Here is a 13,943-nt window from a genome sequence, read left to right as displayed (position 1 = left end):
GTATATACGGGTCAGACGATACCGATGGCCGCCCCTGGTGATGACCACTGCCAGAGCGCCCCACCTACCTGCCCCGCAGCAGACAAGGGCTAACTAGCTGGCAGCGACATCTTGCCCCCACTCCGCCATGACGTCATCGCGATGCACCATGTAGGTATGGATCGAAAACACCACCGAGCTGCATTTGGGGAGACGTAAAATGACCTGCTGCTCGCTGCGCAGATAGGGCGCATCCTCGCCGTGGCTTTGGTCTCGGGGGTCATGCTCTGCACGCGGCGCGTGCAGCTCAGGCGATTGATACCAAAGCGCATTGAACCGCCACAGCGGCCGCCCCACCTGCACCCCGTCAAACAGACGCTGAACCCGCGATGCCATTTTGCTATCGTAGCTGTCGACGGTATCATGAACCCCGACAAGCGGGCGCATGAACTTTTCTGCCAGCGTCCAACTGGCAGGGAAACACAGCACCGCGCCGGTCAATACGTGCTCTGGGCTGCCTTCGGCGCGTTCAAGAATACAGAAATCTTCCTGGCAGATCTGCCCCAGAGTCGCCAAAGGCTGCTGCCAGTCAAGCGTGACCCTGGTCCCATCCGGAAGGACCACATGATCCCGCGCGCCGTCATAGCGATGGTCAAGCACCAGTTCCAGCAGCTCTTGTGCAGCGATCTGCGCATCGGGATGCATCATCAGCACCTTGTCGCGGCTGTTGGACAACAGCTCGGCCCGATAGGCCACCTGCGCGGCAAAGGCCTCATCCGGGCGCAGCCAATCGGCAAGGTTCATCGGCTTGATCCCAGGCAGCGGTACCTCTTCAAGCGGGTTATACGGGATGGATTTTTGCAGAATCATGCGAGGCTTTCAGGGTCGTTTTTCGGGACAATCAAATTGCAGGCCCAGGGTAGCAGGCCCAAGTTAGCAGCCTCAGGATTTCAGGCTCAAGATTTCAGACCATGGCTGAATGTAAAATCGCGCCGGACCTTTGGTTTTCAAACCTCCTAGGCAAGGCTGCGCAGCAAAAGCCCAGAAGCAACCAGCACAACCAGAAAGCCAGCGCCGATCTCAAGAATAGGCACCATCTGCGCCGCACGGCCTGTACGGGCAAAAACCGCCAGGGCCCCACCGCGCAGACCAAGCGCCGCAAGCCCCACCGTGATCGTCACCAAGGCGGTACCAAGCGCCATTGCAAAGGCCCCGGCGATGCCAGCCATAGCGATCCCCATCTGCCAGGTGATGACCAGAACAAACAACGCTCCGGTGCAGGGCCTTATCGCGATTCCTCCAATCAAAACCAAGGCCTCGCGCCAGGACTGCAGACCGCTGACCTCTTCCAGGCTGGGGCCATGGCGATGACCGCAATCGCTACAGACCTCTGATGCGCCATGGTTGTGGTCGTGGCTGGGGTCATGCTGATGGCTGTGATCGTGGCCATGCGCGTGATGAGCCCCATGACCTTGGCCCTGCGTTGTTTCAGACGTAGAGCCCTGATCATGAGCGGCATGCGAAGTCTCAGCGGCGCTGCGCCAGAGCTTGCGAAGGCCCCGTAGCAGCAACCACAGGCCAATCGTACCAATAGCCCCATAGCTGATTGGTGCCATTGTCTTTTCTGCCAGCCCGATCAGGCTGTCGCGGCCCAGCTGCAACAGCGAAATGGCACCATAGACCAAGACAATTGCCGTGACCGCCTGGCCGAGGCTGGACAAAAGCGCCACACCGCCCAGGCGCAGCCAGGGCGTTTTGCGCGCCAACCCATAGCCGCCAACCAGGATTTTCCCGTGGCCCGGCCCAATGGCGTGGAAAAACCCATAGGCAAAACACAGCAGCATCAGCGCCATAATCGCCCCGGGCTCCCCAGCCCGCAGCGCCCGCAAAGATCCGGCAATCCGATTTTGAAATTCGCGTTGATGCCCCGCCGCCCAATCGCCCAAAGGTGCCAAGGCCCCTCGCGACAGCCACCAGATACACAGACACAGGGCAATGCAGCCCAGGCCCAGGGCCAGGGCTTTTATGATGCGGGGCATGTAACCAGGATCTCCGTGGCAAATTCTCCGCCCATCAGCGGAATATCATTCTCTTCCAGATCGGCATCGGCGTTCAGCCGCAGCAGCTGGGCCTGCATCAAAGCCAATCCGCCAGCGATATCCGGCTCGATCCGCTCCAGCAGGCACAGCCCCTGCAGCTGGTCCGACAGGGTCACCGGCAGATTGATCTCATAGGCTGTGTAATAGGACGGATCAAAAGCCTTGATCGAAAACGGCCCATCCTGCATGGCCACCGGGGGCTCCAGTTGCCGAACATGGGAGCTGACGATCCGCCCCTCACGCAGGTCTGTGGTGGCCTGCATCGGGCCGGACAGCGCCAAGAGCTGGCCCGCTGCGCGAATTTCCAGATCGCCGTTAAAGCCTTCATCCCAATTGGTATCAAATCCAATCAGACGCTGGCGTTCATCCGGGGTGAGCTTGCCGTCTCCATCCTTGTCGAGAAACAGATCTTCGGTGATCAAAAGCGAATAAAATTCATCATATTGCCAGGTGACCTTAATCCCAACCAATTGGTTGTCATCATCAAACTCAAGGGCAAAGCCAGTGTCCACAAAGACATGAGGATGCGCCGACCCCAATGCCGGAAGCATCAGGCCAGAGATCAGGGCAGGAAGAAGCAACAGAGGTTTCATAACCTGGACCTTACGGCCAGCGACAGCCCGCTGCAATTGCTCCACCGCAGATAGTTGCGCAGGATCGGCCGTTTCATGCTGAGCAGGCAAGTCAGTTCCAAACACGTCAGTCAAAACAGGTCGCCCAGGTCTCGCTCGTCGCCCAGGTCTCGCTCGCAGCCAATGAGAGGCCTTCGCGGTCTCTTTCCTTCACCTTCCCGTGACGTTTCCCGCAGTCGCCTTGCCCTGTGCCGCCGCCTTGCCCAATCTAAGACAGCCCTAGCAACAAGGCCTTTCCTCATGGCAACCGAACGCATCACCTTTCCCGGCCACTCCGGTGAGCCCCTCTCCGCCCGGCTTGATCTGCCTGCCGGGCCCGTGCTGGCAACCGCGCTATTTGCCCATTGTTTCACCTGTTCCAAGGATATTCCCGCGGCGCGGCGTATTGCGGGACGGCTGGCCTCCATGGGCATTGCCGTGCTGCGCTTTGATTTCACCGGGCTTGGACATTCTGACGGGGAGTTTGCCAATACCACCTTCAGCTCGAATGTTGCTGATCTCATTGCTGCCGCGCAGTACCTTGCCGGGCGCGACATGTCGCCATCGCTGCTGATCGGGCATTCCCTGGGCGGCGCTGCCGTTTTGCGCGCGCGGGCGGGCATCGCGACGATCAAGGGCGTTGTCACCCTGGGCGCACCCTTTGATCCGGGCCATGTCTCACATCACTTTGACGCGGCCCTGCCCGAGATCCGGTCCAAGGATCGGGCCGAAGTCTGCCTCGGCGGGCGCCCCTTTGTAATTGGTCGTGATTTTGTCGAAGATATCCAGGCCGAAGTTCTGACCCCAGCCATCCAGGAGCTGAATGCCGCCCTCTTGGTGATGCATGCGCCGCGGGATGACACCGTGAGCGTGGAAAATGCCGCAGAGATCTTCACCGCTGCCAAACATCCCAAAAGCTTTGTCACCCTGGATGAGGCCGACCATCTGATCAGCAAAGCGCGGGATGCGGAATATGCCGCCGAGGTGATCGCAGCCTGGGCCGGGCGCTACATTGATCTAACACCTCCCGCACCGCCCCCCGGCGCGCCCGAAGGCGTCTTGCGGATCACCGAGGCGGATCCCACAGGGTTTTTGCAGGATATCCAATCTGGTCCTCATCATCATGCCCATGCGGATGAACCCCTGGCCTATGGCGGCACCAATCGCGGCATGTCGCCCTATGGCTTTGTCTCGGCTGGCTTGGGCGCCTGTACCTCGATGACCATTCGCATGTATGCCCGTCGCAAAGGCTGGCCGCTCGAAAGCGTCAGCGTTGATATCTCGCATGACAAGGTCCACGCGCAGGATGTTCTGCCTTCGGGACCGGCCAAGATCGACCAGTTTATCCGCACCATTCGAATTTGCGGCCCCTTGAGCGAAGACCAACGTGACAAGCTGCTGGAGATAGCCGACAAATGTCCGGTGCACCGAACCCTGGAGCACAACTCCAAAGTTCTGACAACATTGGAGGAAGAGCATTCAATGATGTCGAGCGGTGATTATTGATCCCCCCCATTCCCGGGGGCCTGGGGCCCTCGCCGGACAGTGATCAACCCGGATCGGAAATTGATATTGATACATATCAAAGTCCCCCTGCTGGATCCCTGTCATCTTGCTCTCAGTAATCTGGACACAGGTCCACACTGAGGAGACGCGCATGGGACTTTTTTCAAAACTCGGGCAAAGCACCGACCTGGTAGAGGGTATGGCTGATCGCCTGGGCGTTGATTTTGGCAAAAGCATCGTTGCAGACCCAGAGGCCGAGGGCCGCAAGTTCAGACGTGCGGTTATGAATTGCAGCCATTGCACCAATCAAGCGGGCTGCGCCGACCTGCAGGCATCACACAGCCATCTGGAAGAAGCGCCGGGCTATTGCCGCAACCGCGATATGCTGGCGCATAGGCCCAAAACCTAGCTCAGGTGGACAACAGTCCCGTTTTATTCGGCGGCGCCTTGTAACAGGCGCCGCTTTTTTTGATCAGGGCTCCGCTGACAGAACGGCAAGGCAACTGACCCGCAGGCGCGCCCCAAGTGGCAAAGCGACTTGGGAGATGCGACATTTTTCATATCCACCTGCCCGGTCTTGCCCAATTGGCGCGCCTCCCTTATGACCCGCCCTATCAACTGGACAATCCCATAAAGGTGCTTTCGCCAATGATCCCTCGTTATTCCCGCCCCGAAATGGTCGCCATTTGGTCGCCCGAGACCAAGTTCAAGATCTGGTACGAGATCGAGGCCCATGCCTGCGAAGCCATGGCCAATATCGGTGTCATCCCCCGCGAAAACGCCGATGCGGTCTGGAAAGCCAAGGATGTGGAATTCGACGTCGCCCGCATCGACGAAATCGAGGCCGTGACCAAACATGACGTCATCGCCTTCCTGACCCATCTGGCCGAACATGTGGGATCAGAAGAGGCCCGCTTTGTCCACCAGGGCATGACCTCTTCCGACGTGCTGGATACCTGCCTCAACGTGCAGCTGGTGCGCTCTGCTGATATTCTGATCAAGGACATGGAAGCCCTGCTGGCAGCGCTTAAGAAGCGCGCGCTGGAGCACAAGGACACCGTACGTGTTGGCCGCTCCCACGGGATCCACGCCGAACCCACAACCATGGGTCTGACATTTGCGCGTTTCTACGCTGAGATGGACCGCAACATGGCGCGCCTCAAGCTGGCGCGGGCAGAAATTGCCACCGGCGCAATCTCTGGCGCGGTGGGCACCTTTGCGAATATCGACCCCGCAATCGAAGAACATGTCTGCGCCGAACTGGGCCTGACCCCCGAGCCGATCTCGACTCAGGTAATCCCGCGTGACCGCCATGCAATGTTCTTTGCCACCCTGGGCGTGATTGCCTCGTCGATCGAAAACGTCGCGACTGAAATCCGTCACATGCAACGTACCGAGGTGCTGGAAGGCGCGGAGTTCTTCTCGATGGGCCAGAAAGGCTCCTCGGCGATGCCGCACAAGAAAAACCCGGTCCTGACCGAAAACCTCACCGGCCTCGCCCGTCTGGTGCGCTCGGCTGTGATCCCGGCACTAGAGAATGTCGCCCTGTGGCACGAGCGTGATATCTCGCACTCCTCGGTTGAGCGCGCGATTGGCCCCGACTGCTGCGTCACCCTTGATTTTGCCCTGGCCCGCCTGACCGGTGTCATCGACAAGATGCTGGTTTTCCCCGAAAACATGCTGGACAATATGAACAAGTTCCCCGGACTGGTGATGAGCCAGCGGGTGCTTCTGGCGCTGACACAGGCAGGTGTATCCCGCGAAGACGCCTATTCCATGGTGCAGCGCAATGCGTTGAAGGTCTGGGAAGAACGGCTTGATTTCCGCGAACTGCTGCTGGCTGATGCCGATGTGGTCGCCGCGTTGGGCACAGAAGGTGTCGAGGAAAAGTTCAACATGGACTACCATACCAAACATGTTGATACGATTTTCAAACGGGTCTTTGGCGCCTAATTGCCAAAGGTGACGACAACAACAAACAGGCGCGTCTCCGAGGGGAGGCGCGCCTGTTTCGTGACTGCACCCCTGGCCAAAACCTCTGGTTTGGACGTCACCGGGGCGCGTAGCCAACAGGCGATCTACGCGTATCGCGGACGATAAAAAACTCAACAGCCTGCAAAACGGCTTCACCTGGCATTTGCTCCCTCCCTGTCGCCCTTGCGCTGCAAGATAGGCCCAGAACAGCCGGGCTTCACATCAACGTGACCGAACGACCAGAGGTGCTTGCCACCAAAGGCATATTTTGCGCTATAGTGGTGCAAAGCCCTTATTTGTTTTCGGAGTTGTTTGATGCGTTATCTCTTGCTTGCTGCCGCCCTGGTCTTGCCTCTCCCCGCACTCTCAGCCGGGGGCGACACAATGACCCCGCCGACACCCAGCGAAACAACCAAGACCTGCAAAGGCCAACAGGTCTGGGATGAGGTAAAGGGCCGCTGTGTCGCGCCAAAAGAGTCCTCGCTCGATCAGGACGGGTTGTTTGAGGCCGCGCGCGAGCTTGCCTATGCCGGGCGCAACAAAGACGCCCAGGCGGTGCTGTCAGCGATGCATGATCAAGACGCCCCACGGGTGCTGACCTACTGGGGATTCACCCACCGCAAGCTGGGCAATCGCGCCCTCGCCCAAAACTATTACGACCAAGCAATTGCTGCCGATCCCAACAATCTTCTGGCCCGGTCCTACATGGGTCAAGGCTTTGTCGAGGAAGGTCAATTTGGCTTGGCCCTGGCGGAGTGGAAGGAAATTCGGGCACGCGGCGGCGCTGGAACCTGGCCGGAAACCTCTCTGCGTCTGGCTCTGGAGACCGGTGCCACAACAAGCTACTGAGCTTCAGCTTTTCTTTACCGCTTGTGGGCTAGTTTGTACCTGACCGAAAAAGAATCTTTTTGGCTAGGGTGCTAGAATGCTGCAAGACGATATGTTGGCGCTACCAATGACCACCAATGGTGGTGGGATGGGCGATTTTTCCGCTCCGGCTCCGGCTGGAATGGGCGGAATGGGCGGAATGGGCGGAAGCTCTCTGTCTGCCCCAAAGCTCAGCGGGAAGGCCAAAGCTGCCATTGTTGTGCGCCTGCTGCTCAATGAAGGTGCTGATATTCCAATCGAAGATCTGCCTGATGAGTTACAAATGGAATTGACTCAGCAGATGGGAAAGATGCGTCTTATCGACCGCGAAACGCTCTATGCTGTTGCCTCTGAATTTGCGGAAATGTTGGACAATGTTGGCCTCACCTTTCCAAATGGTCTGGCCGGTGCCCTGACTGCAATGGATGGGCGGATCAGCCGCCAAACCGCCAGCCGGTTGCGCAAAGAGGCCGGCGTGCGCCAGTTTGGCGATCCTTGGGAGCGCCTCAAAGCCCTGCCCCCCGAAGACCTTGCCGCCCTCGCCGAAGCCGAAAGCATCGAAGTTGCAGCGGTTCTTTTGTCAAAACTTGATACCGCAAAAGCGGCAAAGATGCTGATGCATTTGCCGGGGAATGTGGCGCGCCAAATTACCTATGCCGTAAGCCATACCAGCAATGTCACCCCAGAAACCGTTGATCGCATTGGCCTTTCTCTTGCGGGTCAGGTCGAGGCACGGCCCGATCTTGCCTTTGAAACCACGCCCGGCCAACGTGTCGGTGCAATTCTGACCGAAGCTGCAGCCGCCAAGCGGGAAGAGGTTCTCATCGCGCTGGAAGAAGAAGACGAGGCATTTGCCACTGATGTGCGCAAAGCCATCTTTACCTATGGTCTATTGGCGCAGCGGATGCAGCCGCTAGACGTGCCCAAACTGATGCGCGTGCTGGCGCTTCCAGAACTGGTGACCGCCATCGCCTTTGCCACCGAAGAAGACGATATTGCCACCAATGAATTCCTGCTCGACAACATGTCCAGTCGCATGGCCACCAATATTCGGGAAGAAGTGGCAGAGCGCGGCAAGGTCAAGCGCAATGATGGCGAAGCAGCCTTTGGTCTGATCGTTTCGGCGATGCGCGACCTCATCACTACCGGTGAGATTGAGCTGATCTCCGAAGAGGACGAAGAGTAAGCCTTCTGCCAATCGCAACGATCCGGCCATAGGGTCAGCGTTGCAACAGGCCCTCGGGCAGCGATTATGGTCTTCGGTTGTGCCTTTGTTCACCAAAGGTTATGGTTCGTTTCTGTTCCATGTCCCTGCAGGCAATCCGCTCTATGCCCCTAGATCCATCGCAACTGACGGCCAAACAACGTGCCTCCTATTTTGTCGAAAATATCGCTCTGCGCGGGATCCTGGGATTGGCCGGATTTGTGCCCTATCGTTGGCGTATTCCTCTGATCGGCAAGCTGGTGAGCGCCTTTGGACCCTTGGTAGGCTTTGATCGCAGAATTCGGGACAATCTGGCCCTGACCTGCCCCGAACTGACAAAGCCCGAGGTCGATCACCTGTGCCGTGAGGTCAGCAACAATGCTGGTCGCACCATTGCCGAGCTCTACGCCGGGGCGCCATTTGTCGACCGTGCCAAGGCAGCCCCCATCACCGGCGACGGGCTGAAAGCCCTGGAAGAGGCGCGCGCCGCAGGGCGGCCTGTCATTCTGGTCACCGGTCATTTTGGCAATTACGACGCCGCCCGCGCCGGGTTGATTTCTCGCGGGTTTTCCATGGGCGCATTGTATCGGCGTATGGCCAACCCCTTTTTCAACACCCACTATGTACGCACCATCAGCCATATTGGCACCCCGATGTTCGAACAGGGCAGGCGTGGCATGGTGGAAATGGTGCGACACCTGAAAAAAGGGGGTATTATCGCAATTGTTGCCGATCTCCACGTTCATGATGGCGTGCTGATAGATTTCTTTGGCAAACCCGCTGTCACCTCAACCGTACCGGCTGAGCTGGCCTTGAAATACAACGCGGCCCTGATCCCGGTCTACGGCATCCGTCAGGGGAACGGCCTGGATTTTGAGGTCGTCCTGAATGGCGAAATCCCTGCCTCGGATCCTGTCACTATGACGCGGGCCATTTGCGATGATTTGGAGAGTATGGTGCGCCGCCATATGGGCCAATGGTTCTGGATCCACCGGCGCTGGAAGCCACTTGGCTTCCTCCCGGCGCCAGAACATCCTCCGGAAGACAAAATAGAATCCAGGTAGAGACCTGTGCTATTTTCATTATAAATCAGATGTATACATGAAAAACCTGAGCCACTAAGGCTGCCGGTCCTCCCATGTATCTTACTCAACTTGTGCGGCGGCCAAGACTGCCCCAAAGGGGCCCAGTTGTACCAAAATGGCGGCGGGCTGCGCCCCATCATAATCAACTGTAAAGGCGCTGGCCCTCTGCCCATCCCAGATCGCGACCTGCTGAAAATCATTGACAATATTGGCATAGTCAATCTGATGGCCTGCCAGTTCTCCACGGGTTATTTCCACGGTTTCCAATGCGGTGTAGCGCACCAGCTGAATTGCAATAGGGCCCTCCGGCAAAGCGCCGCGTGGCGCAACCGTCACCGTGAGGCGCCCGCCCTGTCGCTGCAGTTCAAGCGCCACAGGGCGTGGGCGGGCCTGATAGGCTGAAATCGCTTCAGAAAGCCCCATGACATCGCTCCCCGGGATATCCTGTTGTCCCATGACAATCATTTGCGGCGTATAGATCATCTTGCGCCCGTTGACCTGCGCATAGCCCTTTTGTCTGTTGGTATTTGACGGGCTGGCAAAGAAGTCTTTCCAGCCGATGTAGTCCCAGTAATCCACATGCAGCGCCAGCGCGATTACCCCTGGTCGCTGAGCCAGCTGTTTCAACAGCGCGTCAGCGGGCGGACAGGAAGAGCAGCCCTGCGAGGTAAATAGCTCCACCACCACCGGCTGCGGCGAAGCCTCCTCCCCCTGCTGCGCCAGCGCGCCACTTGGCAAGGCAAGACCCAAGACAGCGGAAAGGACCGCAGAGAGGGCGGTGGCAAGGGCTGTTTTACGTCTCATGGCTGGTACTTTCCGCGTCTGGCCCATCGTCTGGTCTACTGGCCTCTCTGATTTACTTTTCTGGCCTGCTGGCCTGTCTGGTTTACTGCGCCGCGCAGTGTAACGCCAATCAATCATTCTTGAGCCCGTCTTGAGCCCGACATTGGCAACTCGGGGATTTGGTGATTTGATGGCTTTGTCACCAGTTTGCGCCACCTCCGCTATTGTGTGAAATCCAATGCAATGGCACAAAATCAACAGCGAGTTCCCTGTTACATGCCCCAAAGGGAGGCCAAGATGCCCATTACCGTTGGACAAGATACCGCCAAAACCCGCCGCAAGCTCCGCTCCGGCGACCGGTCGATCTCTTACTATTCAATCCCGGCCGCCACAGAAGCCGGGCTGGGAGATTTCTCCAAACTGCCCGCCGCCCTGAAGGTGGTGCTGGAAAACATGCTGCGGTTTGAGGATGGCGGCTTTTCGGTCTCCACCGATGACATCAGGGCCTTTGCAGAATGGGGCACCAAGGGGGGCAAGAACCCGCGTGAGATTGCCTACCGCCCTGCCCGCGTACTGATGCAGGATTTCACCGGCGTGCCCGCTGTGGTCGATCTTGCCGCCATGCGCGACGGCATCAAGGCCCTGGGGGGCGACGCCAAGAAGATCAACCCGCTGGTGCCCGTCGATCTGGTCATTGACCACTCGGTGATGATTGATGAATTTGGCAATCCCCGCGCCTTTCAGATGAATGTGGACCGCGAGTATGAGCGCAACATGGAGCGCTATCAGTTCCTGAAATGGGGTCAGGGCGCCTTTGACAATTTTCGCGTCGTGCCCCCCGGCACTGGTATCTGCCATCAGGTAAACCTGGAATACCTGTCGCAGACCATCTGGTCGGACACCGATCAAAATGGCGAGGAAATTGCCTATCCTGACACCTTGGTTGGCACCGACAGCCATACCACCATGGTCAATGGCGTCGCCGTTCTGGGCTGGGGCGTTGGCGGCATCGAGGCCGAAGCGGCCATGCTGGGTCAACCGATCTCGATGCTGATCCCCGAGGTCATTGGCTTTGAGCTTACTGGCGCAATGGTCGAGGGCACCACCGGCACCGACCTGGTGCTCAAGGTTGTGGAAATGCTGCGTGCCAAGGGCGTGGTTGGGAAGTTTGTCGAATTCTTTGGCGCCGGTCTTGATCACCTGCCCCTGGCCGATCGCGCCACCATCGCCAATATGGCACCCGAATATGGGGCCACCTGCGGCTTTTTCCCAATTGATGGTGAGACCCTGCGCTACCTGCGCAATACCGGCCGCGATGAGGATCGTCTGGCGCTGGTCGAAGCATATGCCAAAGAAAACGGGCTCTGGCGCGGTGCTGATTATGCGCCGATCTATACCGATAGGCTCAGCCTGGATATGGGCACCATCGTGCCCGCGATTTCCGGCCCCAAACGGCCACAGGACTATGTGGCGCTCAGCGAGGGGCAAAGCGCCTTCCGCCGCGAAATGGAAGAGACATTCAAGCGCCCCATGGGCAAGCAAGTTGCCGTCAAGGGCGAAGATTACACGCTGGAAAGCGGCAAGGTGGTGATTGCCTCGATCACCTCCTGCACCAATACCTCCAATCCCTATGTGATGATCGGGGCTGGCCTGGTGGCCCGCAAGGCCGCCGCCCTGGGGCTGGACCGCAAGCCCTGGGTCAAGACCTCGCTGGCGCCGGGCAGCCAGGTGGTTTCTGCCTATCTTGAGGCCGCAGGGCTGCAAGCGGATCTCGACAAGATTGGCTTTAATCTGGTGGGCTATGGCTGCACCACCTGCATCGGCAATTCCGGCCCGATCCAGGCGGAATTGTCCGAAGCGATTGCAACGGGCGATCTGGTGGCAACCTCGGTTCTATCGGGCAACCGCAACTTTGAGGGCCGCATCAGCCCCGATGTGCGCGCCAACTACCTCGCCTCGCCGCCGCTGGTGGTGGCCTATGCCTTGGCTGGCACCATGGATATCGACCTCAGCCGCGATGCCATTGGTCAGGACCAGGACGGCCAGGATGTCTACCTCAAGGATATCTGGCCCTCCACCAAGGAGATCGCGGATCTGGTCGATCAAACCGTCACCCGCGAGGCGTTTTTGTCCAAATATGCCGATGTCTTCAAAGGCGACGAGAAATGGCAAGCGGTAGAAACCACCAATGCCGAGACCTATGACTGGCCGCCCCAGTCCACCTATATTCAGAACCCGCCCTATTTCCAGGGTATGGGGCCGACCCCCGGCACCATCACCAATATCACCGGTGCCAAGGTGCTGGCGCTGCTTGGCGATATGGTCACCACCGACCACATCTCTCCGGCGGGCTCTTTTGCAACCACCACTCCTGCCGGCCAGCATCTTCTGGAGCGCCAGGTGCAGCCCCGTGAGTTCAACTCCTACGGCTCCCGCCGGGGCAACCACGAGATCATGATGCGCGGCACCTTTGCCAATATCCGCATCAAGAACGAAATGCTGGCCCAGGCAGACGGCAGCCCGGTTGAAGGCGGCTATACCAAAGGGCCAGATGGGCAGCAGACCTCGATCTATGAGGCCTCGATGGCCTATCAGGCGGCAGGCACTCCGCTGGTGATCTTTGGCGGTGAACAATATGGCGCCGGCTCCTCGCGGGACTGGGCTGCCAAAGGCACCGCGCTCTTGGGTGTCAAGGCGGTGATCGCTGAAAGCTTTGAACGCATCCACCGGTCCAATCTGGTGGGCATGGGGGTGATCCCCTTTGAATTCACCAATGGCGACAGCCGCAAAAGCCTCGGCCTCACCGGGGATGAAACGGTTTCAATCTTTGGTCTCGACACCATCCAGCCGCTGCAAGATGTGCCCTGCGCCATCACCTTTGCTGATGGCACGGTCAAGGACATCACCCTGAAGTGCCGCATAGATACCGCACCAGAAATCGAATATGTCGAAAATGGCGGCGTGCTGCACTATGTGCTGCGCAACCTCGCCAAATCCTGAGGCCGTGAAAGCCCTCGATCCTGGCCGGCGCTCTGGTGGAGCGTTTGTCGGGGTCCGAGGTTTTGAGGAGGTCACAGGTTGGTCAAACCTGTTCTGATCACCGGCGGCACCTATGGTATTGGGCGCGCCATCGCTGTGCTGTTTCAACAAGGAAACAATGCCGCGCTGACCTGGCGCCACCGCGAACCTGTCACCGATCCGAATGACAACTAGTTGTTTCTGCAGGCAGATCTCACTCAGGATGGCAGCACTGAGCAGGTGATAAAGGCCACCATGGCGCGCTTTGGCCGGATGGATGTCATCGTAAACAACGCCGACGAAGTCCTGACTGTATCAGGTGGCTATCGTCTTTCGCAGGCGCGTCCAGTATCACGCGTAGAATCGCACAGGCCCTGTGAAGCGCTAGAGGTATGAACGGGCACCCGCTGCGCATAGGCTGGTAAAATGAAACAAATCTCCAGCATCCAGGGCTACCACGCCCATGTCTATTTTGACGCCGACAGCCTGCAAGCGGCAATAATCCTTTGCGACACCGCCGCCGCGCGCTTTGGGGTTCAAATGGGCCGCATCCACGAAAAACCCGTCGGACCACATCCAATGTGGTCCTGCCAACTGGCCGCCACTCCTGCACAGTTTTCCGAACTGTTGCCATGGCTGGCCCTGAACCGGGGGGATCTGATTGTTTTTGCCCATCCCGAAACCGGAAACGCCTTGGAAGACCACCGCGACCACAGCATTTGGCTGGGCTGCGGCCTTGATCTCGACCTTTCGATCTTTGACTGACGCTGCCTGAGCAACAGGGCCCGCAGCCCCTGCTCCCCAAGCAATTGTCTTG

General features: G+C 58.6%; 13 protein-coding genes. 9 read left to right on the top strand and 4 right to left on the bottom strand.

What is annotated here, in order from left to right:
- Positions 1-93 precede the first annotated feature (93 nt).
- From ARCT_RS0110675 to ARCT_RS0110665, 3 genes are all read right to left on the bottom strand, one after another.
- Complete coding sequence (locus ARCT_RS0110675; protein ID WP_027240063.1) at positions 94-849, bottom strand: heme-dependent oxidative N-demethylase family protein; 756 nt, start codon at positions 847-849, stop codon at positions 94-96.
- Between the two features lie 146 nt (positions 850-995).
- Positions 996-2,018: a nickel/cobalt transporter gene (locus ARCT_RS0110670; RefSeq protein WP_027240062.1), complete on the bottom strand. Its 1,023-nt coding sequence runs from the start codon at positions 2,016-2,018 to the stop codon at positions 996-998.
- Positions 2,003-2,671, bottom strand: coding sequence for a DUF1007 family protein (locus ARCT_RS0110665; RefSeq protein WP_084300956.1), 669 nt, complete (start codon positions 2,669-2,671; stop codon positions 2,003-2,005). Before ARCT_RS0110665 ends, ARCT_RS0110670 begins: the two co-directional genes overlap by 16 nt.
- A gap of 279 nt (positions 2,672-2,950) precedes the next feature.
- Between ARCT_RS0110665 and ARCT_RS0110660 the strand changes: the two genes are divergently transcribed.
- The 6 genes from ARCT_RS0110660 to ARCT_RS0110635 all read left to right on the top strand — a co-directional run bounded on the left by ARCT_RS0110660 (position 2,951) and on the right by ARCT_RS0110635 (position 9,304).
- Entirely contained in the window at positions 2,951-4,195 is a 1,245-nt protein-coding gene (locus tag ARCT_RS0110660; protein WP_027240060.1) for a bifunctional alpha/beta hydrolase/OsmC family protein, read from the top strand.
- Between the two features lie 151 nt (positions 4,196-4,346).
- Positions 4,347-4,604, top strand: a complete 258-nt coding sequence (locus ARCT_RS0110655; RefSeq protein WP_027240059.1) for a DUF6455 family protein — start codon at positions 4,347-4,349, stop codon at positions 4,602-4,604.
- 239 nt (positions 4,605-4,843) lie between these two features.
- Positions 4,844-6,148, top strand: a complete 1,305-nt coding sequence (gene purB, locus ARCT_RS0110650; protein ID WP_027240058.1) for an adenylosuccinate lyase — start codon at positions 4,844-4,846, stop codon at positions 6,146-6,148.
- 336 nt (positions 6,149-6,484) lie between these two features.
- A complete protein-coding gene (locus ARCT_RS0110645) occupies positions 6,485-7,018 on the top strand; it encodes a tetratricopeptide repeat protein (protein WP_027240057.1) in 534 nt (177 codons plus the stop codon).
- Between the two features lie 76 nt (positions 7,019-7,094).
- Complete coding sequence (locus ARCT_RS0110640; RefSeq protein WP_027240056.1) at positions 7,095-8,222, top strand: flagellar motor switch protein FliG; 1,128 nt, start codon at positions 7,095-7,097, stop codon at positions 8,220-8,222.
- Positions 8,223-8,365: 143 nt separating this feature from the next.
- Positions 8,366-9,304 (top strand): lysophospholipid acyltransferase family protein, encoded by a 939-nt coding sequence (locus ARCT_RS0110635; protein WP_027240055.1) that lies wholly within the window; start codon positions 8,366-8,368, stop codon positions 9,302-9,304.
- An 81-nt stretch (positions 9,305-9,385) separates the two neighbouring features.
- Here ARCT_RS0110635 and ARCT_RS0110630 read toward each other — a convergent pair whose 3' ends face one another.
- Positions 9,386-10,129, bottom strand: a complete 744-nt coding sequence (locus tag ARCT_RS0110630) for a DUF1223 domain-containing protein (RefSeq protein ID WP_051360671.1) — start codon at positions 10,127-10,129, stop codon at positions 9,386-9,388.
- 276 nt (positions 10,130-10,405) lie between these two features.
- On the opposite strand from ARCT_RS0110630, the gene acnA reads away from it, so the two are divergent.
- The 3 genes from acnA (at position 10,406) to ARCT_RS0110610 (ending at position 13,891) form a co-directional block, all read left to right on the top strand.
- Positions 10,406-13,108: an aconitate hydratase AcnA gene (gene acnA / locus ARCT_RS0110625; protein ID WP_027240053.1), complete on the top strand. Its 2,703-nt coding sequence runs from the start codon at positions 10,406-10,408 to the stop codon at positions 13,106-13,108.
- Between the two features lie 78 nt (positions 13,109-13,186).
- Entirely contained in the window at positions 13,187-13,321 is a 135-nt protein-coding gene (locus ARCT_RS28790; RefSeq protein ID WP_276202242.1) for a hypothetical protein, read from the top strand.
- Positions 13,322-13,552: 231 nt separating this feature from the next.
- Entirely contained in the window at positions 13,553-13,891 is a 339-nt protein-coding gene (locus ARCT_RS0110610; RefSeq protein WP_027240051.1) for a DOPA 4,5-dioxygenase family protein, read from the top strand.
- Positions 13,892-13,943: the final 52 nt, after the last annotated feature.

Origin of the sequence: Pseudophaeobacter arcticus DSM 23566, assembly GCF_000473205.1 — a bacterium.
In the GTDB taxonomy this organism is placed as follows: domain Bacteria; phylum Pseudomonadota; class Alphaproteobacteria; order Rhodobacterales; family Rhodobacteraceae; genus Pseudophaeobacter; species Pseudophaeobacter arcticus.
This window is presented reverse-complemented; position numbering and strand designations above follow the sequence as displayed.